Origin of the sequence: Luteitalea sp. (genome assembly GCA_009377605.1) — a bacterium.
Lineage (GTDB): Bacteria > Acidobacteriota > Vicinamibacteria > Vicinamibacterales > Vicinamibacteraceae > WHTT01.
In genome coordinates, this window is record WHTT01000024.1 from 1 (window position 1) to 24,048 (window position 24,048).

26 protein-coding genes and 1 pseudogene are annotated in these 24,048 nt (G+C 63.4%); 14 read left to right on the forward strand and 13 right to left on the reverse strand.

Annotated elements, in window-relative coordinates; all coding sequences use genetic code 11:
* The 3 genes from GEV06_10115 to GEV06_10125 all read left to right on the forward strand — a co-directional run.
* Positions 1-314, forward strand: a 314-nt coding sequence (locus GEV06_10115; GenBank protein MPZ18252.1) for an FtsX-like permease family protein, incomplete at its 5' end; no start/stop codon positions are given.
* Between the two features lie 270 nt (positions 315-584).
* Positions 585-911: a type II toxin-antitoxin system RelE/ParE family toxin gene (locus GEV06_10120; GenBank protein ID MPZ18253.1), complete on the forward strand. Its 327-nt coding sequence runs from the start codon at positions 585-587 to the stop codon at positions 909-911.
* Positions 908-1,195, forward strand: a complete 288-nt coding sequence (locus GEV06_10125) for a helix-turn-helix domain-containing protein (protein MPZ18254.1) — start codon at positions 908-910, stop codon at positions 1,193-1,195. The genes GEV06_10120 and GEV06_10125 overlap by 4 nt, the downstream gene beginning before the upstream one ends.
* Positions 1,196-1,346: 151 nt before the next feature.
* Here the strand turns inward: GEV06_10125 and GEV06_10130 are convergent, their stop codons facing one another.
* From GEV06_10130 to GEV06_10145, 4 genes are read right to left on the reverse strand one after another with little or no spacing between them, the layout of a single operon-like run.
* Positions 1,347-1,568 carry a hypothetical protein gene (locus tag GEV06_10130; protein MPZ18255.1) on the reverse strand — a complete coding sequence of 74 codons (222 nt, stop codon included), beginning with the start codon at positions 1,566-1,568 and terminating at the stop codon, positions 1,347-1,349.
* Positions 1,540-2,007 carry a hypothetical protein gene (locus tag GEV06_10135; protein ID MPZ18256.1) on the reverse strand — a complete coding sequence of 156 codons (468 nt, stop codon included), beginning with the start codon at positions 2,005-2,007 and terminating at the stop codon, positions 1,540-1,542. The genes GEV06_10130 and GEV06_10135 overlap by 29 nt, the downstream gene beginning before the upstream one ends.
* Positions 2,008-2,424, reverse strand: coding sequence for a hypothetical protein (locus GEV06_10140; protein ID MPZ18257.1), 417 nt, complete (start codon positions 2,422-2,424; stop codon positions 2,008-2,010).
* On the reverse strand, positions 2,421-3,248 hold the full coding sequence (locus GEV06_10145; protein ID MPZ18258.1) for a Dam family site-specific DNA-(adenine-N6)-methyltransferase: 828 nt from the start codon (positions 3,246-3,248) through the stop codon (positions 2,421-2,423). The genes GEV06_10140 and GEV06_10145 overlap by 4 nt, the downstream gene beginning before the upstream one ends.
* Positions 3,249-3,535: 287 nt before the next feature.
* Between GEV06_10145 and GEV06_10150 the strand changes: the two genes are divergently transcribed.
* The gene (locus GEV06_10150) at positions 3,536-3,736 is read left to right on the forward strand and encodes a hypothetical protein (GenBank protein MPZ18259.1); all 201 of its coding nucleotides are present in this window, start codon (positions 3,536-3,538) and stop codon (positions 3,734-3,736) included.
* A gap of 71 nt (positions 3,737-3,807) precedes the next feature.
* On the opposite strand, the gene GEV06_10155 is transcribed toward GEV06_10150, so the two are convergent.
* Entirely contained in the window at positions 3,808-4,674 is an 867-nt protein-coding gene (locus GEV06_10155; protein ID MPZ18260.1) for a hypothetical protein, read from the reverse strand.
* A 441-nt stretch (positions 4,675-5,115) separates the two neighbouring features.
* On the opposite strand from GEV06_10155, the gene GEV06_10160 reads away from it, so the two are divergent.
* The 6 genes from GEV06_10160 to GEV06_10185 all read left to right on the forward strand — a co-directional run bounded on the left by GEV06_10160 (position 5,116) and on the right by GEV06_10185 (position 10,441).
* On the forward strand, positions 5,116-5,862 hold the full coding sequence (locus GEV06_10160; GenBank protein ID MPZ18261.1) for a hypothetical protein: 747 nt from the start codon (positions 5,116-5,118) through the stop codon (positions 5,860-5,862).
* A 549-nt stretch (positions 5,863-6,411) separates the two neighbouring features.
* The gene (locus GEV06_10165; protein MPZ18262.1) at positions 6,412-7,230 is read left to right on the forward strand and encodes a PIG-L family deacetylase; all 819 of its coding nucleotides are present in this window, start codon (positions 6,412-6,414) and stop codon (positions 7,228-7,230) included.
* 87 nt (positions 7,231-7,317) lie between these two features.
* On the forward strand, positions 7,318-8,355 hold the full coding sequence (locus GEV06_10170; protein MPZ18263.1) for a gfo/Idh/MocA family oxidoreductase: 1,038 nt from the start codon (positions 7,318-7,320) through the stop codon (positions 8,353-8,355).
* 70 nt (positions 8,356-8,425) lie between these two features.
* Positions 8,426-8,680: a helix-turn-helix domain-containing protein gene (locus GEV06_10175; protein MPZ18264.1), complete on the forward strand. Its 255-nt coding sequence runs from the start codon at positions 8,426-8,428 to the stop codon at positions 8,678-8,680.
* Positions 8,677-9,495 carry a TIM barrel protein gene (locus GEV06_10180; protein MPZ18265.1) on the forward strand — a complete coding sequence of 273 codons (819 nt, stop codon included), beginning with the start codon at positions 8,677-8,679 and terminating at the stop codon, positions 9,493-9,495. Before GEV06_10175 ends, GEV06_10180 begins: the two co-directional genes overlap by 4 nt.
* Before the next feature lie 46 nt (positions 9,496-9,541).
* Positions 9,542-10,441: an NAD-dependent epimerase/dehydratase family protein gene (locus tag GEV06_10185; GenBank protein ID MPZ18266.1), complete on the forward strand. Its 900-nt coding sequence runs from the start codon at positions 9,542-9,544 to the stop codon at positions 10,439-10,441.
* A gap of 155 nt (positions 10,442-10,596) precedes the next feature.
* Here GEV06_10185 and GEV06_10190 read toward each other — a convergent pair whose 3' ends face one another.
* The 3 genes from GEV06_10190 to GEV06_10200 form a co-directional block, all read right to left on the reverse strand.
* Positions 10,597-11,964, reverse strand: a complete 1,368-nt coding sequence (locus GEV06_10190; protein MPZ18267.1) for a PQQ-binding-like beta-propeller repeat protein — start codon at positions 11,962-11,964, stop codon at positions 10,597-10,599.
* A gap of 214 nt (positions 11,965-12,178) precedes the next feature.
* Complete coding sequence (locus GEV06_10195; GenBank protein ID MPZ18268.1) at positions 12,179-12,934, reverse strand: fumarylacetoacetate hydrolase; 756 nt, start codon at positions 12,932-12,934, stop codon at positions 12,179-12,181.
* A gap of 276 nt (positions 12,935-13,210) precedes the next feature.
* Positions 13,211-13,882 carry a hypothetical protein gene (locus tag GEV06_10200; GenBank protein MPZ18269.1) on the reverse strand — a complete coding sequence of 224 codons (672 nt, stop codon included), beginning with the start codon at positions 13,880-13,882 and terminating at the stop codon, positions 13,211-13,213.
* A gap of 341 nt (positions 13,883-14,223) precedes the next feature.
* On the opposite strand from GEV06_10200, the gene GEV06_10205 reads away from it, so the two are divergent.
* Complete coding sequence (locus GEV06_10205) at positions 14,224-15,951, forward strand: CHRD domain-containing protein (GenBank protein MPZ18270.1); 1,728 nt, start codon at positions 14,224-14,226, stop codon at positions 15,949-15,951.
* Between the two features lie 84 nt (positions 15,952-16,035).
* Here GEV06_10205 and GEV06_10210 read toward each other — a convergent pair.
* The 3 genes and pseudogenes from GEV06_10210 to GEV06_10220 form a co-directional block, all read right to left on the reverse strand.
* Positions 16,036-16,551, reverse strand: a pseudogene (locus GEV06_10210) (hypothetical protein).
* Positions 16,548-17,444 carry an ATP-binding cassette domain-containing protein gene (locus GEV06_10215; protein ID MPZ18271.1) on the reverse strand — a complete coding sequence of 299 codons (897 nt, stop codon included), beginning with the start codon at positions 17,442-17,444 and terminating at the stop codon, positions 16,548-16,550. Before GEV06_10215 ends, GEV06_10210 begins: the two are co-directional and overlap by 4 nt.
* Positions 17,441-17,830, reverse strand: coding sequence for a GntR family transcriptional regulator (locus GEV06_10220; GenBank protein MPZ18272.1), 390 nt, complete (start codon positions 17,828-17,830; stop codon positions 17,441-17,443). Before GEV06_10220 ends, GEV06_10215 begins: the two co-directional genes overlap by 4 nt.
* Before the next feature lie 152 nt (positions 17,831-17,982).
* Here GEV06_10220 and GEV06_10225 point away from each other — a divergent pair, with 152 nt between their 5' ends.
* From GEV06_10225 to GEV06_10235, 3 genes are all read left to right on the forward strand, one after another.
* Positions 17,983-20,547, forward strand: a complete 2,565-nt coding sequence (locus tag GEV06_10225; GenBank protein MPZ18273.1) for an FtsX-like permease family protein — start codon at positions 17,983-17,985, stop codon at positions 20,545-20,547.
* 148 nt (positions 20,548-20,695) lie between these two features.
* Positions 20,696-21,100, forward strand: a complete 405-nt coding sequence (locus GEV06_10230; protein MPZ18274.1) for a PadR family transcriptional regulator — start codon at positions 20,696-20,698, stop codon at positions 21,098-21,100.
* Complete coding sequence (locus GEV06_10235; GenBank protein ID MPZ18275.1) at positions 21,097-21,630, forward strand: hypothetical protein; 534 nt, start codon at positions 21,097-21,099, stop codon at positions 21,628-21,630. The genes GEV06_10230 and GEV06_10235 overlap by 4 nt, the downstream gene beginning before the upstream one ends.
* A 152-nt stretch (positions 21,631-21,782) precedes the next feature.
* Here the strand turns inward: GEV06_10235 and GEV06_10240 are convergent, their stop codons facing one another.
* Together GEV06_10240 and GEV06_10245 are read right to left on the reverse strand one after the other, a co-directional pair.
* A complete protein-coding gene (locus tag GEV06_10240) occupies positions 21,783-22,778 on the reverse strand; it encodes an AAA family ATPase (GenBank protein ID MPZ18276.1) in 996 nt (331 codons plus the stop codon).
* Positions 22,775-23,962, reverse strand: a complete 1,188-nt coding sequence (locus tag GEV06_10245; GenBank protein ID MPZ18277.1) for a transcriptional regulator — start codon at positions 23,960-23,962, stop codon at positions 22,775-22,777. Before GEV06_10245 ends, GEV06_10240 begins: the two co-directional genes overlap by 4 nt.
* Positions 23,963-24,048 lie beyond the last annotated feature (86 nt).

Consider the following 24,048-nt stretch of genomic DNA (forward strand, 5'->3'; position numbering starts at 1 on the left):
TGGCGTTCCAGGTCGCGCGGCGCACGAACGAGCTTGGCATGCGGATGGTCCTTGGTGCCAGCCCACGGTCGATGATAGGCCTCGTCCTGAGGGATGTCGTGGGAATGCTCGTGCCTGGTGTCGTGATCGGCGCAGTCGTTGCTCTCATGCTGACCGGCCTCGCCCGCGGGATCCTGTTCGGCCTCACGCCAAGCGAGCCCGGCGTATTCGTCATCGCCGCGTCCGTCCTCGCGTTCGCCGCGGTTCTCGCGGCTTGGCTGCCGGCCCGTCGCGCCTCGCGCGTGAATCCGCTTGAGGCACTTCGCCACGAGTAGTGCGGATCAGCTGTCTGGACCGACGCGGGCCGGCGCTCGTTGCGCACCTGTCGTGGCCGGATGAGGTGCAGCGCCGCACGGTTCGATCAACTCTTGGGGATCGAGGTTCCGATCGTGCGGAATCGACAGCGTTGGAGCCGGTGAGCCGCATTTTCGCGAGTTGGAACCAGCTCGACGGGTGGCTGCGGCAGGTTGAGGCGCTGCGACGGGCGGCGTAAGCCTTCCGGTCCTTCTCGTGGCAGTCGATACCATATCTGGTATGATGCTCGAGTGGCCTGGAGCGTCGAGACTCTGAACGTGACCGTCGATGCCGAGCTGGCAGAGCTGCCGCCGGACATGCGAGCGCGACTCGTTCGGATTGCAGAGCTGATCGAATCGGTCGGCCTGCCGAACGTGAAGGAGCCGCACGTTCGCCACATCCGCGGGCCGCTTTGGGAGATTCGCCTCAAGGGGAAAGCCGGGCTTGCCCGCGCCCTCTACGTCACCGCCCGGGAGCAGCGTGTTGTCATCCTGAGAGCCTTTGTCAAAAAGACCGAGAAGACGTCGCCCGGCGAAATCGAGTTGGCGCTGCAAAGGACCAAGGAGCTGAAGCCATGACGAAGATCAGCGAGCTCCATCGCCGCTGGAGCAAGGACGCCGACTACAAGGACGCCTACGAAGGCCTGAGTGAGGAATTCGACCTCGCGCGGGCACTGATCGAGGCGCGGACGGCCGCGGGGCTGTCGCAGTCACAGCTCGCGCGGCGCATGAAGACCTCGCAGTCCTACATCGCACGGATCGAAGGTGGGAAGGTAAGGCCATCGACGGATGCGCTGGAACGGTTCGCGGAAGCCACGCGCACGCGATTGCGGATCGTCTTCGAACCGCAGTCTGCGCGGTGACTCTCGCTTGGGCGTGAGATCGTAGCGTCGCCTACGTGGCGCACTGACCATCAAATAGATGGAGAGCATTTCACCGAGACGTGTGCGGACCGCCCTCTGCGATCAAGAGGGCTTCTACCCATTTCGCAGCCTCCTGGCCGGTACACTCTCCTCACTCGATGAGCTCGCCCTCGCCGAGCGATTCGCCAGAGCCGTTGCCTTCCACGACGCGATAGCGATGGAGGGGCAGCCGATGCCGGCGCCAGAGGAGGAGGAGGACTGGACCGACGACCAAATCGCGGCGGGCGGCAGGCCGGTCATCGTAGCGTTCATGCCAGTGCTGTCCGGGTACGGCGAGCTCTTTGTCAACAATCTTGGGCCGGACCCGCTGCATGGCAAGAAGCTAGAACTGTCCGACTCGCTGCGAGCGTTAGCGAGGGAAATGTCTGGCGCTGGACCTGGCGACCCCTATCACGATGCTCACGAGCGCTACCTGTACAAGCTGACCCAGACACTTCGTGAGGGTAGAACTCGTACACCACGACCTCGTCGAACACGGTCGGTTCGTAGCTCGCGGGCGCGGTCTTTACCTGCGTGACGAGATTCTTGAACTTGCGCCAGTCCGTATAGAGACGGAAGCGCTCGCGCATGCGGAACGTGCTGTCGCCAGCCGGCTCGATGATGTTCTTGAACTGCTTGGACCAGTACGCGTCGGCACTGGTTTCCGCCCAGCCTGTCGCCTTCCTCACGTCCTCCTTGGTGAAGGTCTCCAGTGTCCGTAGCTTCTCCAAGAAGAACGCATGGACCTTTCGCTGGGTCGTCTCGTCCGCCATCTACAGCTTCCCGGCGTTCGCCTTCGCGACGAACGCCTCAAGGGTCATCACTTCCACCGACTCGGCGTGATTCAGGTACTTGTGCAGCCCGCCATCGGTGTAGAACTTCCGAAGCTTCCAACCTTCGCCGCCGAGCACGAGGTACGCCTTCTGATAGGCGCCGGTGGCAACGGCCTCCATCAGGCAGATCACCTCGAACGGCACCTTCTGCTCAGCCGTGCCGGACACCTGCTGCCACTTCATCGAGACAAGCACAGTGCGCCCGTCTCTTTCGGCGACGACGTCAACCTTGTGCGCCCCGAGACCGAGCCTCTTGCCGATGCGCTCCTGAACCTTGAACGCCCAGCCGCCGTGGCGCAGTGCGGGCAGCACCATGTCTTCCAACACGCCACCCGTGCGCGTGTTGCCAGGGCTCATCGCAGGTTACGGGTGGCGAGCACTTCCGGTGCCGGCGTACGATCGCCGGTGCAGCTGATGCGCCGGGGCGCATTGAGGAACTCTAGGTTGAACTTCAGTGAGCGGTACAGCTTCACGATGCGCGGTGTCGCCTGGTTCGACAGGATGACCGGCCCCTTGTGCCTGGCGAGCCACTCGGCGGCGCGCTGCTGTTCGTCCCAGTCGAAGCCGCCCTTCGAGTACTGCGTGAACGGGACATCGTACGGCGGGTCGGCGTACACGAAGTCGGACGGCTCGATCTCAAGCTGCTCGAAGTCCATGCACGTGAACATCCACCCGCGGAAAGCCTCGCGGTACTCCGCGAACTCCGTCCGGTAGTTGATGGTCCTGTACTTGCCAAACGGCACGTTGAAGCCGCCCTTGCTGTTGAAGCGGCAGAGGCCGTTGTAGCCGGTGCGGTTCAGGTAGTAGAAGAGCGTGGCGGCCTCGGCGGTCTGGCTCTTGCCTGTCGAGAGCAGGTCGTTGAACCGTTCGCGCCCGCGGTAGTACGCGCGGGAGTCGTTCACCATCTCGACGTCGCCGGGCAGGCCCTTCTTGAGCCATTGGTAAAAGTTGATGACGTGCGGATTGACGTCATTGAGCAATGCCCGGTCCGGCACCAGGCCCGTGGCGACGGCCAGCCCGCCGCAGAATGGCTCGACAAGCCGGCGCGACGAGTGCGGCAACCAGTACGGCACGAGTTCGGGGAGCTGCCAGCGCTTGCCGCCCGCCCACTTCAGCGGGGGCTTGACGGGCTCAGGCTCCGGCTGTGGCTCGGGACGGCGGAACGCGCGAACTACGCCCATATCAGGTGCTCAACATAGCATATGGGGTGCCACGCGGAGGGCCACACCAGAAAGTGTGGTGCGGGTGAGGCCGCCGTTTAAGACAAGCGGCAGATCCGCGAGTCGCGAACCGCGACTTCAGCCCATCGCGCCGCAATGCACCCGGATACAAGTGAAGTCGCCACGCACATGCGCGAGTTCGGTATGGCCATCGTCGGTCGAGCCGTCTACGACCTGACGCTCTCGGAAATGATGGCGCCGTACAAGCACTCGATGGCGGCCGGGATCGCTGCACACGGGCCGAAATCGTGATCAAGGCGCGCATCGCTCAGGAGCACCCACTCCTCCTGTTCAACCAGCCGCTTGTGCGTACGTTCTGGAACGAGTCAGTCGTTCCGTACGCGGCCGTCTGGGACGAGTACGTCTGGGAGCACGACGGCCTGAAGATGCAGTTGGAGCGTGGTCGACTTCGCGCTCGCGGCTCACGCCAGTTCGCCAGCTGCCTCTAACCTCTCACTCCTGTGAACGCCAGCTCAAGCAGGTTGCCCGACCCGACCGTGACAAATGCGTGGACCGCTCGTCAGCGCCAGCGCAACTGCGGCCTGAAGCGCCCAGCCCGTCGTCGTCGTTCGTTGTCGTAGGCCGCGGAGACTGGCCGCCAGCGGCCGCGATGGTCCCAGAGCCGCCGGCCGATCTCCTCTGGTCCCAGTTCGCGGAGACTGTTGTCGGTGAGCAGGCCTTGTGCCGCGTCGGCGATCTGGCGCACGACGACCGGATCCGTCATGCGGACCAGGGCCTCCACGTTGAGAAAGAAGCCTGACTTCGTGAAGTTCGCCGACCCAACGTACGCGACGGCTTCGTCGATCACATAGAGCTTCGCGTGCAGCATGGGCGTGAAAGACGGATCACCCTCCGAACGTGCGGCGATCGTCCGCTGCGCCGCGAAGCGCCAGTGATACTCGTAGCGGTACGGGTGTAGGTACGCCGCGTACGCGAGTCCTGCGGCTGCGAGCAGAATGCCGCCGCTCAACTCCAGGACGGGCGCCAGAGCCGAGACTCCCTGCGCGACGCTGAGCCAGGCGGTGCACAGCACGCCGACGAAGAGGCTCACACACGCGACAGTGGCTCGCCAACGCTGCACGCCTGGCCGGACGTGCCGGTCCTGCCGGAGCAAAGTGGCCGCCAGGGCAGGCTGCTCGCAGATCGCATCGCTCGCGATGAGGGTGATCCGAACGCCCGCCTGATGCCGCGGCTCGAGCTGCTCGACGAGCTCTCTGGTGAGGAACGGCGAGACGACGATGATGCTGGTCGTGGCGCCTTGAATCTCACGCCATGCGCGATCGCCGGCGCGGCGGCCGAAGATGAATTCCACCGCCGGACCGCTGGAGAACCGGCCGCGGCCCTGCTCGTCGCGTGACGGAGTGACGTGCATAGGGTTCGTCCCCATGACCCTCGTAATACGTAACAGGGTGCACGAAATTCCACGTCTTCGCCAGTCCTTGTCCTTTCGACTCCGGAATTCACATCTGAGTCAAGTTTCCGGGCTCGCAAGTGAGCGTCGGGGAGCGCGGCCGGAGGCCGCGGTCCGCTAGAACGAGAATCGGAACTGCAACTGCACTGAGCGGAGCGGCAGGGCATCGGTTGCCGCACCGAACCCGGCGGTCGCTGGCCTCAGCCGATCCTGGTTGACGGAGCCGTCCTCGTTGTCTGCGAGACAGGGAATGTCCTGCCTCGATTGTCGGCGTCATCGCAGGTGTCGCCGACGGCTTCTATCGTCTCCGGTGTCCACATCGCCGTAGCAGCCGCTCATTACAGTATTCCGTCGCCTGTGACAAAGCTTTGGTCGCGGCCTGGCGTCCCGCGTACGCTGCGCGAAAGGAATCCTGAAATGAGACCAATCAAACTCTTCACTCTCGTTTTCAGTCTTTGGGCAGGCATCTGCGCAAATGCTCAAACCCCCACACCGGCTAAATACCGCATCTGTATGGACGTTGCGCACCAGCAGAGATTCTGGCACGACCCCGCAGATATGGCAGGAATGGACGTGAAAGTGATCGAACGAGTGAAATACATGACGGGAGAGTTTGTAGAGACCGCCACCTCTGTAGACGCGAGCTTGTCCTACCTGAAAGAAGAAATAAAACCCAAAGACCTGGAAGAATGCGACCTGCTGTTCATCCATACTCCTTCGGCGAAGTACACACCCGGTGAGGTCAGCGTCATATCGAAACACGTCGGCAGCGGCGGTTCGCTCTTCCTGGTGATGGATCAGGACATGTGGTCGACCCTGGAGCAGACCAATGTGAACGACCTTATCCGTTCGTTCGGCATACAGTTCGGTGGCGAGAGTCCCGATTCGCTGGCGGGCGGTCACACCAGAGCAGGCCTCATTACCGATAAGAGCTTGAAGATCTCTTATCACGGCGCGAGGACGGTCACCGGTGGCACCCCGTTTTGCTTCAACGACCGGCCTGATGCCCATCCCTTCGGCACATTCATGGAGGTGGAGAACGGCGGGAAGATCATCGTGATGGGCGACGGTATGGTTTCGTTGTACATGACGAGCTGGGAAGGCGTTGACGATTATCAGTGCCAGGAATTCATGCAGGATGTGTTTCGGTGGTTGCTGAAGTGATCCTGTAAGGTTCTGTCTGCTATCTTCACGTGGTTGCAAACCGCTCGCGCGAAGTACCGGGTCCAACAACATCTGCAGGCGAGAGGCTGGAACGGTACTGTTCCGATAGGTCAGGTGCGACGCTTCTTCAGACCGTCTCTTTCCATCCGGTTCCTTCAATCTCCCACGGCATAGCTCAACTATGCCATGGGAATAATAATGCTGTAATGGTTATAAATGGTCGCCGCGCTGACCGCGCCATGTCTAGCTTGTCGTGCCAGTGGCGAGCCCTACCACTGCACCGCCGGGGCGGGATTCGGGCACTTGCCGACGGTCTTGCAGATGAACGCAAGGACAAAGATGCCCTCGTCTGGCGTCGGGCTCTTCCAGAGCGCCCCGACTGTCATGGAAGCTGCACCGATTGCCGCAAGGAATCACGTATGCTGAAGCGTTCGAGATCAATCAATATGGCCGCGTGCCCACCGATGCCGAGATTCGCGAGCTGTTTCCCTTCTTTCCTGCGGAGCCGTGAGACCATTCGGTGACGGCGACGCTGTTCGAGATAGCCCTATGGCGGAACAACATGCTCGTGTGCTGACCGTGATGGCGCACCCGGACGATGTGGAGATCCTAGTTGGAGGTATGCTGTTGCATCTCACGGGAGCCGGTTGGGAGGCTGCCGTCATCACCATGACGGCGGGCGATTGTGGATCGAGTGAGACGCCAAGCAAAGACGAGATCTCGCGCATCCGATATGCCGAGGCCGAGGCGTCGGCGGCGTCCATCGGTGCTCGATATGCGTGTGCAGGGCTCGCCGATGTGGAAGTCTTTGCCAATGCAGAAAGTGTGCGCAGAGTCGTCGAGCTTCTTCGGACATTTGTGCCGGACGTCGTGATCACGCACTCGCCGTCGGACTATATGCTGGATCATGAAGAGACTGCTCGCATTGTTCGGGGCGCCGTCTTTGCGGGGGCGATGCCCTTGTATCAAACGAGACATGCGCCGCCAGCAGCACCGCTGCCCTCGACGCCGGCTCTTTACTATGCAGATCCCGTCGAGGGCCTGGACCCAATGGGGCGGCGTGTCTACCCAGACTTCTACATCGACATTAGTGAGCAGATAGAGGGCAAGCGCAAGCTACTCGCTCACCATGTTTCACAGCGTGCCTGGCTGCGGCGTCAGCACGGTGTCGACGAATATCTTGAACGCATGACCGAGTGGGCCGCCATCTACGGCCGGGAGTGCGGCGTGGCGCATGCGGAGGGCTTCCGCCAGCACCTTGGTCACGGCTATCCTCGGGAGCCGAGGCTTCAGGACGCGCTCAAGTCGCATCTGCGTACACGCACGGATCATCGCGCAGGTCTGCTTGATCGTGACCAGGTGTCGTGACCTGGCAACGAGGCGCGTTCGCAGATGGTCGAGAGGTTCTGGCTGTGGCGGTTCATCCGATGCCGCCAATCCGTGGAGACGACAAGGATGAGTGATCTCAAGGTAGGTGTTGTTGGGCTCGGCTGGGTGGCAGGTGCTCACATCGAGACGTTCAGGAACATCGACGGTGCCGATGTGACGGCGGTGTGCACACGACGTCACGTCGATGAGGCGGAGCTAGCGAAGCAGTTCGGGATCCCGGTGAAGATGTACCGGAACTACGACGAGATGCTCAATGATCCGTCACTAGACGTCATCGATATTTGCACGCCTCACTCGCTGCATCCTGGCCAGGCGATCGCCGCTGCCCAGGCGGGGAAGCACCTGCTCATCGAGAAGCCGATCGCGCTCACCTATGAGGACACGAAAGCCGTCGGGGCCGCGGTTCGCAAGGCAGGAGTCAAGACGTGCGTCTGCTTCGAGCTCCGCTTCAGCGGCCAGGGCATGGCCATTCGCTCGATGCTCGACCAAGGCCTCGTGGGCAGCGTGTATTACGGAGAGGTGGATTACTATCACGGGATCGGCCCCTGGTACAAGCAGTTCTCTTGGAACGTCAAGAAAGCCATGGGAGGCAGTAGTCTGCTGACAGCGGGGTGTCATGCGCTCGATCTGTTGCTCTGGTACATGGACGGGCCGGTGGAGGAGGTGTCGAGCTACAGCACCAAGACGACGAGCCCTGACTTTCGAGACTACGAGTACGACACAACGTCGGTGACACTGCTGAAGTTCGAAGATGGCCGAGTGGGGAAGGTCGCCTCCGTGATCGATTGCCAGCAACCTTACTACTTTCACATCCATCTGGTGGGGAGTGAAGGAAGCGTGCTGGACGATCGATTTTACAGCGCCAAATTGAAGGGTACGACGAAAGACCGCTGGAGCCGCGCGGCCGTCCCGTTGATCGACTCGGGAGACGTTGCACACCATCCATACCAACCGCAGTTCCAGGCCTTCGTGGACAGCATTCGACGAGATGAGCCGATGCCGTTGACGGACTTCGACACCGCGTGTGCGTCACACAGGGTCGCGTTTGCTGCGGACCGGTCGGCTCAGGAGCGCCGCGCGGTCAAGCTGTCCGAGCTGGACTGACCTGTTTTCCGGAGGCGTGGTTCACTGTTGACACCATGCCGAGCAGATAAGCGTCGCGCAGGCTGCCCGTATGGTCGGGATGAGCGGATCGCGGTTCATGAAGTTCTTCAAGCAGGCGACCGGCCGCACGTTCGTCAGCTATGTCACGCACGTCCGCCTGGCGCAGGCGTGTGAGATGCTGCGACACACCGATCGCAGCGTGTCCGAAATCGCGGCGGCCGTCGGCTTGCCTGACCATCCATATTTCGACCGGAAGCTCAAGCAGCACTTCCGGACCTCACCGCGCGCGATGCGCGCGCAGTGGGCAAAGCCCACACGTGTATGAGCCATACTCGGACGACCATCGGCACCACCAGTTATGGGTTTCGTTACCTGCTCTTGGATGAGCGCCGGGCACCTCCGCTCAGTGCGGTCGTGCGACAGACGCGTGACGTGGGCTTGCAAGCCCTGCAGATCTGCGAGAACGCGCGGCCGCTGACGATGGGCGTCGCCGAGTGGCGAGACCTCCTCCAGTTGGCAGGCGATATCGGGCTGGCGCTGCACATGGGATGCATGACGCTGGATCTCGATACGCTCGCGCGCTATCTCGAGCGGGCGGCCACGATCCCGGGCGCGTCGGCGTTGCGCCTGGTGATGGAAGACGAGGTCGGCGAGCGCCCATCGGCCGATCGGATTGCACGGTTCCTGGACGACGCGACCCTCCGGGCACGCGACGCGGGGCTCACGCTGGTGCTCGAGAACCACTTCCACATCCCCTGTCGCGTTCTGGCGGAAGCGGTCCGCGGCTACCCAGAGAGCGCCGTGGCGTTCTGCCTCGACTCGGCGAATTCACTGCGCAACTGGGAGTCCGCTGACCAGGTCTTCGATCTGCTCGACCCTCGCGCGGCGTTCTATCATCTCAAGGATTATCGCGTGCGAGGATCGAACGTCGGATTCGAGGTCGGGGGTGCGCCGTTGGGCGAAGGCGCGCTCGACCTCCGCGCCTGCCTGCAGCGGATCCATGCTCGGCATGCTGCGCCGTTGATCTTTCTCGAGAACTGGGTGCCGGCCACCGGAGACTGGACGGCGGACGTCGCGGCGGATGCGGCGTGGCTGGCTCGCTCGCGGGCGAATCTCGAACGCGCGTTGATGTCCCCGTAACGTGTGCGTTCTTGTGCTCCGCACGAACGCAGTGAACAATACGCTCATGAAGGTATTCGTAATCGGAGCCACAGGCTATATCGGTGGCGCCGTGGCGCAGGGCCTGGTGGGGGATGGACATCAAGTTCTGGGGATGGCGCGCTCGGAGCAGAAAGCGGCGCAACTGCAGGCACGTGGCATCCAGCCCGTGCTTGCGACACTCTACGATCGGCGAGTCATCGAAAAGACCGCCGCGTCCGCCGATGCGGTTGTCAGCGCGGCTGACTCGGACAATGCGTACACGGTGACGGCACTGCTCGGTGCGCTCCGGGACAGCGGTAAATGGCTGATCCACACGTCGGGCTCCAGCATCGTTGGGGACCGGGCGGAAGGTCACGCATCGGATGCGATTTACGACGAGGAATCCCGGCCTGCTCCAAGACTGGAAAAGCGGGCGCGAGTGGCAATCGACGAGGCGGTGCTCGGTGCAGCGTCGGATGGCGTGCGGTCCGTCGTGATCTGCCCCACCATGGTCTACGGCGTGGGTCAGGGCCTGCATGAGCACTCGGTGCAAGTGCCGATGCTCGCTCGGCTGACACGCGAGTACGGTGCCGGTGTGCACATCGGTCCGGGTAAGAATCGATGGTCCAACGTGCACATCGAGGACCTCGTAAACCTGTACCGCATCAGTCTGACCGAGGTGCCAGGCGGAACCTTCCTGTTCGGCGCGAACGGAGAAGCCGCCCTGAGAGACATCGCCGCCGCTATCAGTCGCAGGCTCGGGTTCCAGGGAAGGACGGTCGGCATTTCCGCGGAAGAAGGCATTCATCGGGTCGGTGCCGAGGCTTCTGAGTTCGCGCTGGCGTCCAACAGCCGCGTGCGCGCCGTGGCAGCGCGCGCTCTGGGTTGGCGGCCGCGACATGACGATCTTCTCGAGGGAATCGACTCGGGAGCGTATCCCGTGTAATAAACGAGCGCCGCGTAGTGCAATCGTGTGAGCGTCGCGTCGGCTATTCAATTGCCGGGATCTCCTGAAGCCCGTCCATCCGGTACCGCGATAATGATCCTCGCCGGAGATCGCATCTGATCCGCAGACGATCGAAGACCAACGCGCCGCTCGCGTTAGTTTCCCACCGCAAACAACGTTCGATCACTCCGCAGGAACAGCCGTCCGTTCGAGATCGCCGGCGACGCGATGAAGCGTTCGGCGAGGTCGTTCCGTGCCAGAACATCCGGCTCGCGTCCCGCGCGCAGTACGATCGTTTCGCCTGTTTCACTCACCAGATAGATCTTGCCATCGCCCGCAACTGGCGACGCGAAGAACACGCTGTCGAGGCGATGCTGCCAGACACGCTCGCCGCTGCGCGCGTCGGCACATGTGACGACGCCAATCTCGTTCGTCAGGTAGAGCAACCCGTCGTAGTACAGGATTGAAGGCACATACGACGCACCGGCTGGCGCCCGCCAGTCGATGTGCGTCTTCGTCACGTCGCCTCGGCCGCCCGGCCGGATGGCCATGTAGTCGCTGTTGCGATAGCCGCGGCTCATGTAGATTCGCCCCTCGTGGAAGACGGCCGACGGAATTGGTGTCTGGCGGTCGCCGTCGGCGTACCACAGGAGCGTTCCCGTCGCCGGGTCGTAGACGTCGATTCGCTCCGAGGAGTTGACGAGGAGCTCGTCTCCCTCCGGTCCCGGGATCACCACCGGTGTGCTGTGTGAAACGCGACCTGCGCCGCGGTCCGCCTTCCAGCGCTCTTTCCCCGTGCGCGCGTCGAGCGCCAGCAGGTACGAGCTCGGCAGGTGGTCGCACAGCAGGAGGAGCAGATCGCCATGGAGCATTGGCGAGCTGCCGTGGCCCCATTGCGCCTCGAACGGCGAGTACTCGATACCGAGATGGCGCGTCCACACGACGCGTCCCTCCATATCGAGTGCCACGAGCTGGCCGTTGCCGAACCAGGCGTACACGCGCTCGCCGTCGGTGACCGGCGTGGGCGTGGCCAGATTGTGCTTTTCGTGAAGCTCGGGGAGCGGCCCCGTAGCGTCGGTGCGGTATTGCCACAGTCTGCGGCCGTCGGATCGCCGGAATGCCTCCACGACCAGCCAGATCTCTGCGTCCGAGGCGGATCGCCGGCCTCCAATGGCGCTTTCGCGCTCCGCAAGCGAGCGATTGTCGCGCGCCAATTGCGGATGAGAGCCTGGCGCGACCCGCGCGCTGCCGATCTGCGACGTGACGAACACCCGGTCGCCCCACACGATGGGAGACGAGGTCCCCAGTCCCGCGAGCGGCGCCCGCCATGCCATGTTCTCCGTGGTGCTCCAACGGGTGGGGAGGTTCGATTCAGGCGAAATGCCAACGCTGGACGGGCCACGCCACTGCGGCCAGTTCTGCCCGGCGGCTTCAGGAGCGGCCCATCCAAGCAGGCCCGCGGTCGTCAGGACGCTGAACGCCACGCGTGTCGCGATACTCCAGCGTGCGGCATCGGTCGTCATGGTGGTCCAGTATAGCGAGTTGATTCGCCAACCAATTAGCACCGGCAGGTGACCACCCGCCTGGGCCGGGCTGTGGCGCGCTCGAGGTGATCGGCCATCTCCTCCTGCATCTCCCGCGCGAGCCGGCGGCGCAGGACGACGACGTTCAATGACGCCGCTGGCCAGGCGCGGTCTGTTGGCGAGATCCGGAGGTCAACGCCGCTAGCGGAACCCCTCAGCGGGACGCGAGTGGGCGCTGTTCGGCCACGACCTTGTTGCGAAGCGTGCCGATGCCCTCGATCTCGACTTCGAACGTGTCACCCGGCTGCACGGCCTGCGTCGTGCCGGGCGTTCCGGTGAAGATCACGTCGCCGGGCTCCAGGGTGACATAGCGGCTGATGTAGCTCACCACGTTGTCGATCGAGAAGATCAGCAGATCGGTCGTCGTCTCCTGCACGACCTTGCCGTTGTGGCGACCAATCAGCTTCAGCTTGTTGTAGTTGGCCCCGCGGACCAGCGCCGGGCCGATCGGACCGAACGTGTCGGCGCCCTTGGCGCGGAACCACTGCAGATCGGCCTTCTGCCAATCGCGCTCGCTCACGTCGTTGCACGGCGCCACACCGAACACGTGGTCCTTCACCTGCGCCTCCGTGATGTTCTTCGCCTTCCGGCCCATCACGACGCAGATTTCGGCTTCGTAGTGAACGTTCGTGGCGTCCACCGGATACACGATGTCGGCGTCGTGGCCGATGAGGGAGGTGGGCAGCTTCGCGAACAGGCCGACGTACTTTGCCGGCGACTGCTGGCCGATATGGCTGCGGTAGTTCAGACCGGCTGCGATGACCTTCTTAGCCTCGGCAGGCGGTAGGAGCTTGACGTCCGCCAGGCGCACGGTGCGTCCGCTCGGCTTCGCGCAGGCCCTTGGCGACGAACGCGGCGATGGTCGAGTCGTCTTCCACGAGCAGCACGCGCATGATCCTGAAAGCAGCATACAACGGCGCGGTGCGCGCCCTCACTCGTTGGCACTCGTAGCGCAGGCCTTTAGGCCTGCCCGGCGCCGAGTTGGCAGGCCTAAAGGCCTGCGCTACGACTGTCAATGCAAGGCGTCGCGGAGGGCGTTCCTGTTGGCTTGCTCGACGGGCGAGTAATTGCCGCCCGTGCCGTGGTGTAGCCAGGTGCCTTCAGGAGGACTCGGACCGCGTGCCGCGCGTCACCAAGTAGATCCATGAACGTCACCTATGTGCAGGAGTGCGAGCGCACGTCCCGATCAGGAGCGGTCGCCCCCGTGCCCGAGGGGGCTGTGCCCGAGGGCGTTCGCGGCCTCGTCCATCCGCCTCTCGAGATCCTGTACGCGACGCTCGAGACCCGCGAGGCCTTGACCACTCGCCATCGCGTCTCCGCTCGGCAGCACCGCCACCGACCGACCGCGCACGAACCGAGCATAGCCGAGGCCCAGCGTAATCACGAGCGCGGCGGTCATGACGATGAACCGCACAATGGAGGTGTTCGTGGCGATGATCCACCCGACCCCGTAGACCATCGTGAAGACGCCGCCCAGCAGCAGGCCGTTGCTGATCACCGGCAACTGATCGGCGCGGACGAGCGAGATTGCCATGGTGAGGGTGGCGAAGATGATCAGGATGATACTCGTGTTCCGACCCCATACTTCGCGCACCGCCCGCGCGGCGTCGAGCAGGTCGTTGCGCTCGTCTGCGATCTGCTGGATCTGCGCTCGGTCTGTCGGCCTCGACGCTTCTGGCGCCACGGCGTTCTTGAGTGCCTGCTCCCGCCGGTTGAGCTCCCGGATCTGGCGATCGAGCTCCGGCTCTCGTGAAGGATAGAAGGTATACACGCCCACTCCAATGAACGCGGTCACCATCAGCCCCAAGAAGATCGCAAAGATGATCTGCAGGCCGCTTCCCTGTCTCATGTCGGTCATATTGAGCCTCTCGGGTTCGATGAGCCCTGATGCGGCGCCACCGGGGGATTACCAGACGTGTAATTGCGATTACGTCGGTCGTAACGATGGAAGCCCAGCCGGTCTCGTACGACCGCGGCCGATCTCCGATCGCGGCCCCCGCACTGCCGTGATATGCGCTCGCCAAGGAACGTTATCAGGGCACGTCCCTTGCACGATGCCAATGCCGACGCCTCGATGGAGGCCTCCCAGGTAGCGAGCAATCGGACACCCTGCTGGTCACCGACGAGCGGACGGCCAGCCATCACATCGGAGGTGCTTGAATGTCTGCACCAACTCGAGTGCTGCGTGTTGTTGCCTTGATGGCTCTGCTGACAGTACTGGTCGGTATCCCGCTCATCTCTCGAGACAGTCCGCCGTTGGAGGACCCTATTCCGGAACCAATCCGGACCGGCAACGTCGAGATCAGCCTGGCACCGGTCGCCGATGGCTTGACGGCCCCAAACTGGGGAACGTTCGCCCCCGGATGCGCCGAGCTGAGTGGCCGGTTGTACGTGACAGATCAGGATGGCATCCTGTGGGGCATCGAGCTGGCAACTGGCGAGAAGGACGTCATTCTCGACGTGAGCGCCATGCTGGTTAGCCTGGGCGTTGGCGGGCCGGGAACCTTCGACGAGCGGGGCTTCTTGGGTGTGGCCTTTCATCCGGACTACGCGCAGAACGGGCTCCTCTACACCTATACATCCGAACCGGTGGCCGGCCCAGCGGATTATTCCACCATGCCTGAAGGCGTGTCGGCCAACCACCAGAGCGTCGTGCGCGAGTGGCACGTTCCGGATCCCTGCAGTCCGGATTCGGTGGTCGACCCTTCGACCAACCGGGAACTCCTACGTGTAGATGAGCCACAGTTCAATCACGATGCCGGGGCGCTCGTTTTCGGTCCCGACCGTTATCTGTACATCGCGTTCGGTGACGGCGGCCAAGCAGACGACCAGGGTGATGGACACGTCGAGGGTGGGAATGGCCAGGATCCGAGCAATATCCTCGGGAGCATCGTCCGCATCGATCCGACCGGCAGCAACGCTCCCAATGGCAAGTACGGCATTCCGGTCGATAACCCATTTGTCGGCGTGGACGGCTTCCTCGACGAAATCTATGTCTATGGCCTACGTAACCCGTTCCGCTTCTCGTTCGACTCGCGGACCGGCAGGATGTACATCGGCGACGTCGGCCAGAACGACATCGAGGAAATCGATATTGGCGTCGCGGGCGGCAACTTCGGCTGGCGCATCAAAGAGGGCTCCTTCTGCTTCGACCCGAACGGGACGGAGCCGGGCTTTGTCTTCGCGTGCCGGCCCGGCGATCTGCCGGACGATCTGATTGACCCAATTGCTGAATACGACCATGACGAGGGCGTCGCCGTGGTTGGCGGTTTCGTCTACCGGGGCAACCGGATCCCAGCCCTGAAGGGCCGTTACGTCTTTGGCGATTTCGCCGGCCCGACCGGCGGAAGGCTGTTCTTCCTGCATCGGAACAACCGCATTCGCGAATTCCAGCTGGCCGATAAGGAGATGCTGGGGCTCTCAGTGCTGGGCTTTGGCCAGGACACTCGCGGTGAGCTGTACGTGCTGGCAAACGAGGAAGGCGTGCCCTTCGGCGAGAGCGGCGTTGTCCTCCAGATCACCCCGGCCAAGGGACGGCGAGCCACGTTCTCGGCTCACTTGAGCGGTGCCTCGGAGGTGCCGCCAGTAGGCACGCGAGCTCGTGGCCAAGCCCTTGTTCGGTTCAGCGACCGTACAGCGCTGAACTTCACCGTGCTCGTTGGCAACATCCGAGGTGTCACGGCTTCCCATATTCACTGCGGCCCTGAGGGCGTGAATGGCCCGGTCGGCGTCACCCTTTTCAGCGGTGGCCCGCTGGACGTCCACGGCATCTTGGTGCGGAGCTCCGCCACTTCGCCTGACACAGACAACGCCTGCGGTTGGGAAACGCTGGACGAGGTGGAGACCGCCATCTTGAGGGGAAACGCCTATGTCAACGTCCACACGCAGACCAACCCGGCGGGCGAAATCCGAGGCCAGGTCCGCTGATTCCTCGATAACCAGGATTGCGAGGATGTCCGCGCTCCAGACGGCCGCCGGGCCCTCCCTGTGCGCAGCCACGGATGGCAGGCCGAGCAGGAACGGAATGAAGAAGTTCAGCGAGACGTTACCCACGGTGATGACCGTCGCGTGCCATCCCATCGAATCGCTGAGGAGTGCGACGCCGTGCAGCACGCAGTAGTAAGCGAGGAGATAACCGAGGATCGCCGCCCAGGAGGGCAGCCAACCATCGGGAATCGACGAGACGTCAATGGCGAAAGCGGTGGCAGCGCTCAGCACGGCCCACGGCACGACGAAGGCGATGGCGTTGGCACCGAGCTTCGCCGCCGCGTACTGCGTCGTCGACACCGGCAGGCTCAGCACGAACTGCGCGACGTTGTCCTTCCTCTCCTGCACCACGCCGGTCATCACCAGGAAGATGTTCAAGACGATCAGGATGCAGATGAGCAGCACGCCGCCGACGTACGCGGATGTCGGGCCGAGCGGCATCACGGCAACCGCGATTGCGCCCGCGAGGACGGACCCGGCGACCAGCCAGCGGACGAGATAGAGATCCTTCAGCACCAGGTACCTAACGGTGGAGCTCATGTGTCGTTCTCCCGTCGATTGCTCATTACGGTGGCGACGAAGATCTCCTCGAGCGTCATACGCTGCACCTCGCGCACCGTGGCGCCGGCACGCTCGTAGACGGCGTCGAGCCCGTCTGCATACGTCCGAGTGGTGACAACGGCGATTCGCCCCGTCGCGGTCGTGTCGACCACGCCAGGTGGCTGCGGCAGGGGCATGCCCGACGGGACATCGAGGCGCAGGCGGCGCCAGCGATCGAGAAACGTCTCCTTGTCGCTCGAGTCAATGAGCCTGCCGCGATCGAGAAACGCGATCTGATCCGAGATCTGCTCGACGTCCTGCGTGTTGTGCGATGAGAAGAGGATCGCGCGGCGCTCGTCGCGGATCACGTCCATGAGCTCGGCGAGCACTTCATGCCGCGCCACCGGATCCAGACCCGTCGTCGGCTCGTCGAGCAGCAGCAGGCGTGGCCTCCGTGCCAGCGCGAGCAACAACGTGGCTTTCATCCGCTGGCCGTGCGACAGCGCCTTGACCGTTTGCGCCGGGTGCAAGTTGAAGCGTTGTGCCAGGAGCTCTGCATACGCGCCGTCCCACCTGGGACAGACCGAGGCCACCAGGCGCATATGCCACGCGAGTGTCGCCGACCCATAGAGGCGCATGTCCTCGGAGACGAAGCCGACCTCGCGCTTCGCGATAGCCGCCTCGCGCGGCATCACATGGCCCAGGACACGGACCTCACCGCGGTCCTGCCGCACCATTGCCATGAGAATGCGGATGATCGTCGACTTGCCGGCGCCGTTCGGGCCTACCAGCCCGAGGATCTGTCCGGGGTCGAGCTGCAACCGGATGTCCGACAACCGGAAGAAGCGGTACGACTTCTCGACACCTTCCAGCGCAATGACGGGCTCAGTCATCGTTGTTTTCCATCGCTCTTCAAGGCTTCCCGCAGCCGCGACTCGAGCTCACCTGCCGTAAGCCCGAGCACGCGGGCGATCTCAGCAGCGGCCGCCAGATGCTCGTCCAGCTCGTCATGCCGCAACCTCGTGGCGAGGTCGGCGCCATCGGCCACAAACGACCCCTTGCCGTGCCGCGTCACGATCACGCCGTCGCGCTCCAGCTCGAAGTAGGCGCGCTTGACCGTGATCACGCTCACCTGCACCGTGGCCGCCAGCGCCCGGATCGATGGCAGCTCGTGCCCAGGCGGCCAGTCGCCGACGGCAATTCGGTGCCTGACTTGCTCCATGATCTGGAGATACATCGGGCGCCGATCGGCCTGGGAGATCAGCAGGTCACTGTGCATGTTAATATGCACAGTATACACTGGATTGGAGCGATGGCAACCGTGAGGCTCGGGGGGTAGCGGTGAGCCCCTTCGGCGTCTTCGCGTCGATATCTGGAACCGTTGCCTCGGGTGAACGTATGTGATTGGATCCCGAGTGAGCGGGAGCTTCGATGATCTTGTTCGAAACCCTACTCCAGGACCTCCGTTATGGCGCGCGCACGCTGCGGCGCAATGCGGGCTTCACGGCCGTGTCGATTTTGGCGTTGGCGCTCGGGATCGGCGTCAACACAGCCGTCTTCACCGCCTATAAGGCGTTCATCGCGCGGCCGCTCGATGCGCGCGACCCCGACACGCTGGTCAACTTTTCGTTGCGCCTCCAGTCTGGCGCGACCAACGCGAGATTCAGCTACCCGGATTACGAAGCCTATCGGGACCGTCTCCAGTCGTTCAGCGGCGTCATCGCGTTTTCGATCGAACAACTGACGCTCACGGATGCGGGTGCCGCTATCGCCCGGCGCAGCGCGGAGAACGGGTCTCTGATGGGAAGACTCGGGCTGCTGAGTCCGTCCGCCAGCAACAAAGAGGTCGCCAGTGCCTTCATTGTTTCGGAGAATTACTTCTCGGTGCTCGGCGTGGTGCCCGTGCGGGGCCGCGCCTTCGACGGCATCAGTCTGTCTGAGCTCGCCACGTCGCCCTCAGTGCTGATCAGCGAGAACTACTGGCAGCGACGCTTCGCAGGCGATCCCGCGGTGTTGGGGAAGAGCATTCGCCTCAATGGTGGCGCCTTCACCATCATCGGGATCACGCCGGCCAACTTCACTGGCACGAGCGTGGCCGTGCCCAACTTCTGGCTGCCGCTCAGTCTCTATCCGCTGGTGCATCCTGACAGCAGCCGCCTGCGGGACCGCGAAGACTTGTGTTGTCGCCTGTTCGGCCGTCTCGCGCCGGGCGTCAGCATGAGCGAGGCGCAGGCAGAGACGACTGTGCTGGCCTCTCACCTGAGAGCGCTGCACGAGCCCGACTCCGAGCTGAGGAAAGACGTGAGCGCGGTGATTTCGCCCGGCTCGCCCTTGCCGGGGATCAGCGCCAGCCTGAGGCTGACCATCGTTTTGATCATGCTCGCGGCGGGCATGGTGCTGATCATCGCCTGCGCCAACGCCGCCGGTCTGCAACTGGCGCGTGCGACCGCGCGTCAGCAGGAGCTCGGCATGCGTCTCTCGCTCGGCGCCAGCCGATCGCGTCTGATTCGGCAGTTGGTGACCGAAAGCACGCTGCTGGGCGTGCTGGCGGGCTCGCTTGCGCTTCCTGTGACCTGGACGATGCTGCATCTGGCGGCCACCAAAGCGGCCGAAGAGCTGCCAGCCGAGTACACGCTTATCTTCGATGTGAGCCCCGACATCAAAGTCTTCGCGTACGTCCTGGCGATTTCCGTGCTTGCGGGCATGCTGTTCGGGCTCGCGCCGGCGATGGCGAGCTCCCGCTCCGCCCTGTTCTCGATCACCCGAGGAACGGGCACGTCGCTCGTGCGCAGCAGACTGCGTCATGGCCTCATTGCCGCCCAGGTCGCCGTCTCGCTGACACTGATGATTGCCGGCGGCCTGTTGGTGCGCAGCGCCAGTCAGGCGCTCAGCATGGACACGGGCTACGACGGCGAGCGCGTCATCAATGTGAGTCTGCAATTCCCCGAGGAGCGGACCTACACCGCCGACTACAGGGCGGCCCTCGTGCGCGACATTCGCAGCCGTCTCACGGCACTGCCCGGAGTGGCAGCGATGACCAGTGCGCGAGCGCCGAACGACAACGGCGGGCGCCGCGCCGCGGTGTCACTGGATGGCGAAGCGCCGTCACCCCACAATATGCGCGCGACGCTCTATTACACGTGGGTGCAGCCGAACTACTTCGAGACGCTGGGCATTCCCCTTTCCCGGGGCCGCGGCTTTCGAGCACAGGCCGGACCGCCGGACCACGCCGTGATCCTCAGTGAATCCGCCGCGCGGCGCCTCTGGCCGGAACAAAACCCGCTCGGCCGCAGCGTGCGCCTTGGGACCGACGGACAATTCCAAGGCAAAGGTGAACTGTTGCCCGACGGCCCGACTTGGCAAGTCATCGGCGTGGCCCGCGACACACGCGGCGTCACGCTCGATGGCAGCGACTCCCAACAGATCTACGTCCCGCTGCCGGAGGACCGACTCCAGGATTACCCGATTCTCCTGCGGACGAACGCGGATCCAACCCTGGTGATGCGCGCGATGGAACCGGCGATCGCGGCGGTCGACCCTGGAGTGAGCGTCACAACCTCGACGCTGCAGGCGATGCTTCGCCGCACGGACGCGTTTCTCATCGCGAGCATGTCAGCCGCGATCGCGTCCAGCATCAGCCTGTTCGGGCTCCTGCTTGCCTCGATGGGGATCTACAGCACCGTCAGCTACGACGTCGTCCTTCGCGCGCGCGAAGTGGGCATCCGCATGGCGATCGGCGCTCAGAAGCGCCACGTGCTGGCCCTGGTGATGCGAGGGAGTCTCCGTCCCGTGGTCGCCGGATTACTCCTCGGGATGGTGCTAGCTGTTGGCGCGTCGCACCTGCTGCGAGGTGTGCTCTATGGCCTCGGCGCCGTCGATGTGGTCTCCTTCGCGGGCGCGTCCTTGCTGTTCCTGACCATTGCGCTTGCCGCGAGCTGGCTGCCATCCCGGCGAGCGATGCGCGTCGATCCGCTCGTGGCGCTCAGACATCAGTAGCCTGTCTTAACGGTTCTTCTCGCCCTCGTCCCAGACATCCAGCTCAACAGCACCAGGGTCGCCGGTCCGGTTGGTCTCCTTCGCTGGCGGAACCCGCCAGAGGCTGGTTTCGTATGATATCTTGTGTGACCAGATATCTGCCTCTAACATGACTCTCGTGACACCTGACGCTGATCGCGCCGACGACCGGAAGGGCATCCTGAGGGAGCTCAAGCGGGGATCGCTGGAGCTGATCGTTCTCCACCTGCTCTCGCTCTCTCCGGGTGAGGCCTATGGCTACGAGATCGTCACGAAGCTCCCCGCGCAGACCGACGGGGCCCTCGAAGTGACAGACGGCACGCTCTACCCGGTCCTGTACCGGCTGGAGCGGGCCGGGTACGTCGACGTGCGCTGGGATACGCCGAAGCGCGGCGTGCCGCGGAAGTACTACCGGCTCACCGCGGAGGGCCGAGTCGAGCTCGCACGGCTCACGCGCGAGTGGACGACGTTCGCGGAGGCGATGACGCGCCTGCTTGGTCAACAGCCGGGTGCCACATCGGAGACGACAGAATGACTACTACGACCAGTGCCATGACCGAACAGGAGCACTACATCAGCCAGGTCGTCGACTGTCTGCCGCAGGCCTCGCGTCTGCGCGCGAGCATCGCGATGGAGCTGCGCGACAACCTGCAGGCGCGCGTCGAGAGCGGACAGCCGGTTGACGAGGTCCTGCGGCAGCTCGGCGATCCGGTGGCGCTCGCCGAGTCGTATCTTGCCGCGGTGCCGCTCGTCAGCGCGCCGTTCTGGAGCCGGGCCGCCGCGAAGATCATCGACGTCATCGCGATCGCGTTCGTTGTCGGCCCCATCGCCGGTCTGGTCGCGCTGCTCGTGCGTGCCGAGTGGGTTCCGCTCCTCATCGTGATGATCATCTTCCTCGGTGGCAGCGTGCTGTTCGGCGCCTACACGACGCTGTCCGAGTGGGCCTTCGGCCAGACGCTCGGCAAGCTCGCGCTCGACCTGCGTGTCGTTCGCGAGTCGGGTGCCCGCATCAGCCTGGCACAATCGGCCGTGCGCCAGCTTCCGATGCTCTTGAACATCTATTGATCGATGTCTTCTTCGCGCTCTTCACCGAGCAGAGCCAGCGTGCCTTCGAGCTCCTCTCCAAGACGCGTGTGGTTGTCGCCGCCGACGATCACGCGTGAACGCGGCTGTTGGATCTTGGAAGCGCGCTGTCAACGAGCCTGGCCGGGTACCTGTCAAGCGGGAAGTTGCTGACTCAGATGGCACCGCTGTAGCAGCCGTTCGCCTAGTTCTACAAAGTTTCTCCTCGCTTCCGCCACGGCCTTCGTGTGTGCGCCGATGGCTCCGTCAGCGGCCGTGAGATGAAACATTGGCTTCCGCGCTTCCTGCGCCATCGGCATCAGGCTTCGGTAGTGCTTCACCCGGGCGAGGAGGTGGCCGTTTGACATAACAGGAGCCGATTCTCCAAGCACTTCACGACTGTAGTCCTCGGGGATACGCTTTTCCCACCGCTCGTAGGCACGAACGGGTCGATTCAGCCGCTCCGCGTGTTGCATGATGATGTAACCTGCTGGCTGAATGTGCCCGGCTGGTAGTTCAAGCGCCGGATCGGGATTCAGTTCAATCCGAATATGCCAGTCCTCGCGCCAGCGACGAATCATTGGGCCGAGGTTCTTCAGCCCTTGGAGCGAGAACAGATCCGGGACCAGCGGAATGGCCAGGTAGTCGGACGCAACGAGCGCAGCTCGATTGATCGCGCCAAGATTAGGGCCGAGATCGACAAGCACGAACTCGGCGCCATGACTCCGTGCTCCATGCTGCAGCACCCGCCAGAACGCAGACATGACGCGAAACGCACGCTCCTGCCGGTCAAGGCATCGTGGCCACTGCTGCGACAGCTCGTCTTCGAATCGCGCAAGGGCGAGATCGCCAGGCAGCAAGCCCAAGCCACCGGCAATATCTTCCACATGAGGCTTTTCGACGATATCGCCGGTTCCCTTGAGCAACGGCTCGATCGCGCCGAAGACAGTCCTGGCATGAGGACTATCAGACCAGAGCTGCTCCAGTCGATCTTCGTCCAGGAATGCAGCCGTGAGATTCGCCTGCGGGTCGAGGTCAGCGACCAGGATACAATGCCGCTGATCCCGGTACATCCAGGCGAGATGGTACACAAGAGACGTCTTTCCTACGCCTCCCTTGTTGTTGAAGAATGCGATGACAGGGACTCTCACGGCCTTCTCCTGAGGGTAGCAAGCACTGCAGTGGGTTGAACGTCGAACTCGAGCGGAGGGTTGCCGTTCTTTTCAAGCTCCCGCCGCGCGATTGCAATTCCCACTCCGAATCGCTGCACAAACCCAAGGGTCCTCATCGCCTCGGCGATGAGCGGGTTTCGGTAGTCACTCACATACGGCTCGCCGAAGTTCTCAGCCGTTACCTGACCGTAGGGTCCTCCAGGGCTGTGAACCTCGATCCGGTCGTCGAACCAGTACACACGAACCGGAGCGCCTGTGCCTTCGTAGTTGCGATGCATGACGGCGTTGCGAATAATCTGCTGCAGCGCTGCGAGAGGGTACGCTGGCACGCGAACCTCTGTCTCGTGGCTCGTGAAATCGACTGTAACCTCGTTGTGTGCCTTGATCACATCGTCAACCCCGCGAAGGACGTCGGCAAGACGCCCGGAGAGTAGCTTCTCGTCTCTCACGGAGTCGCTCAATTCTGTGCCAGCGAACCGCACGAACTGCACGTACGCACCCGGCATCCATGCGGTCGAGTCGATTCCCGCTACCAACAGGCCAGCGTATGTGGGGCTGCCGCCCGGTCCCTGGAAATGGATGGCTCGAAGTTGGTGCTCAATCGGCCGGCGGTTCTCCGCGAGCACGTCAGGATCGATAGCCGCTGGCAAATACTCGTCGCGCAGGTACCCGACGTCCAAGTCTGATAAGGTGGCGCCAACCGTCTCTCTGGCGTCGAACGGTAGGTTGAAGCCACGCTGTCGTTCAACCAACTGCCGTTCTTCATCCCCGGTCGCGGTTGCACGCCTCGGCCCTACCCGTATGCAAACCCGACCGCGGTAACGGACAGGAAGCGTCCGAGACGGCTGCACTATCGCCACCGCAAGCTCGCATCCGACGATCACACGTTTCTGTACGATCATGGACGGTAAGGGCAGGATTGTCCCGTCATCGCGCATCTGAGCAAGCGAAATGAGCAGCTTGTCGGTGATCGGCTCCCCTGCACAAGAGCCGTCATTCCTCACGCCGATGAACAGCACGCCTGGCTTGGCATGGCCAGGCATGTCGTTTGCGAAGGCGCAGATCGCTTCATGGATCTTGTCTGGATCCGACAGCGACTGTTTCCGCTCGACTCGGTCAGATTCGATCTCGGTCAGGAGCTGTTCCAGCTGCTCGTCGGTCAGCATGCAACCCCCGCCTCGGAGGCCATGCCTCGTGAAGCGGCCCAAACGGGTACCACCACGCCCACGCGCTGGCCGAGCTGCCGAAC

Excerpts from the sequence above, each read along its gene's own strand:
- GEV06_10190 (MPZ18267.1), bottom strand. The coding sequence starts at position 11,964 with ATGACGACCGATGCCGCACGCTGGAGTATCGCGACACGCGTGGCGTTC.
- GEV06_10125 (MPZ18254.1), top strand. The coding sequence starts at position 908 with ATGACGAAGATCAGCGAGCTCCATCGCCGCTGGAGCAAGGACGCCGAC.
- GEV06_10235 (MPZ18275.1), top strand. The coding sequence starts at position 21,097 with ATGACTACTACGACCAGTGCCATGACCGAACAGGAGCACTACATCAGC.
- GEV06_10160 (MPZ18261.1), top strand. The coding sequence starts at position 5,116 with ATGAGACCAATCAAACTCTTCACTCTCGTTTTCAGTCTTTGGGCAGGC.
- GEV06_10175 (MPZ18264.1), top strand. The coding sequence starts at position 8,426 with ATGGTCGGGATGAGCGGATCGCGGTTCATGAAGTTCTTCAAGCAGGCG.
- GEV06_10220 (MPZ18272.1), bottom strand. The coding sequence starts at position 17,830 with ATGCACAGTGACCTGCTGATCTCCCAGGCCGATCGGCGCCCGATGTAT.
- GEV06_10140 (MPZ18257.1), bottom strand. The coding sequence starts at position 2,424 with ATGAGCCCTGGCAACACGCGCACGGGTGGCGTGTTGGAAGACATGGTG.
- GEV06_10155 (MPZ18260.1), bottom strand. The coding sequence starts at position 4,674 with ATGGGGACGAACCCTATGCACGTCACTCCGTCACGCGACGAGCAGGGC.
- GEV06_10180 (MPZ18265.1), top strand. The coding sequence starts at position 8,677 with ATGAGCCATACTCGGACGACCATCGGCACCACCAGTTATGGGTTTCGT.
- GEV06_10135 (MPZ18256.1), bottom strand. The coding sequence starts at position 2,007 with ATGGCGGACGAGACGACCCAGCGAAAGGTCCATGCGTTCTTCTTGGAG.
- GEV06_10185 (MPZ18266.1), top strand. The coding sequence starts at position 9,542 with ATGAAGGTATTCGTAATCGGAGCCACAGGCTATATCGGTGGCGCCGTG.
- GEV06_10200 (MPZ18269.1), bottom strand. The coding sequence starts at position 13,882 with ATGACCGACATGAGACAGGGAAGCGGCCTGCAGATCATCTTTGCGATC.
- GEV06_10195 (MPZ18268.1), bottom strand. The coding sequence starts at position 12,934 with ATGCTGCTTTCAGGATCATGCGCGTGCTGCTCGTGGAAGACGACTCGA.
- GEV06_10215 (MPZ18271.1), bottom strand. The coding sequence starts at position 17,444 with ATGACTGAGCCCGTCATTGCGCTGGAAGGTGTCGAGAAGTCGTACCGC.
- GEV06_10145 (MPZ18258.1), bottom strand. The coding sequence starts at position 3,248 with ATGGGCGTAGTTCGCGCGTTCCGCCGTCCCGAGCCACAGCCGGAGCCT.
- GEV06_10165 (MPZ18262.1), top strand. The coding sequence starts at position 6,412 with ATGGCGGAACAACATGCTCGTGTGCTGACCGTGATGGCGCACCCGGAC.
- GEV06_10225 (MPZ18273.1), top strand. The coding sequence starts at position 17,983 with ATGATCTTGTTCGAAACCCTACTCCAGGACCTCCGTTATGGCGCGCGC.
- GEV06_10130 (MPZ18255.1), bottom strand. The coding sequence starts at position 1,568 with ATGCAGCGGGTCCGGCCCAAGATTGTTGACAAAGAGCTCGCCGTACCC.
- GEV06_10170 (MPZ18263.1), top strand. The coding sequence starts at position 7,318 with ATGAGTGATCTCAAGGTAGGTGTTGTTGGGCTCGGCTGGGTGGCAGGT.
- GEV06_10230 (MPZ18274.1), top strand. The coding sequence starts at position 20,696 with ATGACTCTCGTGACACCTGACGCTGATCGCGCCGACGACCGGAAGGGC.
- GEV06_10205 (MPZ18270.1), top strand. The coding sequence starts at position 14,224 with ATGGCTCTGCTGACAGTACTGGTCGGTATCCCGCTCATCTCTCGAGAC.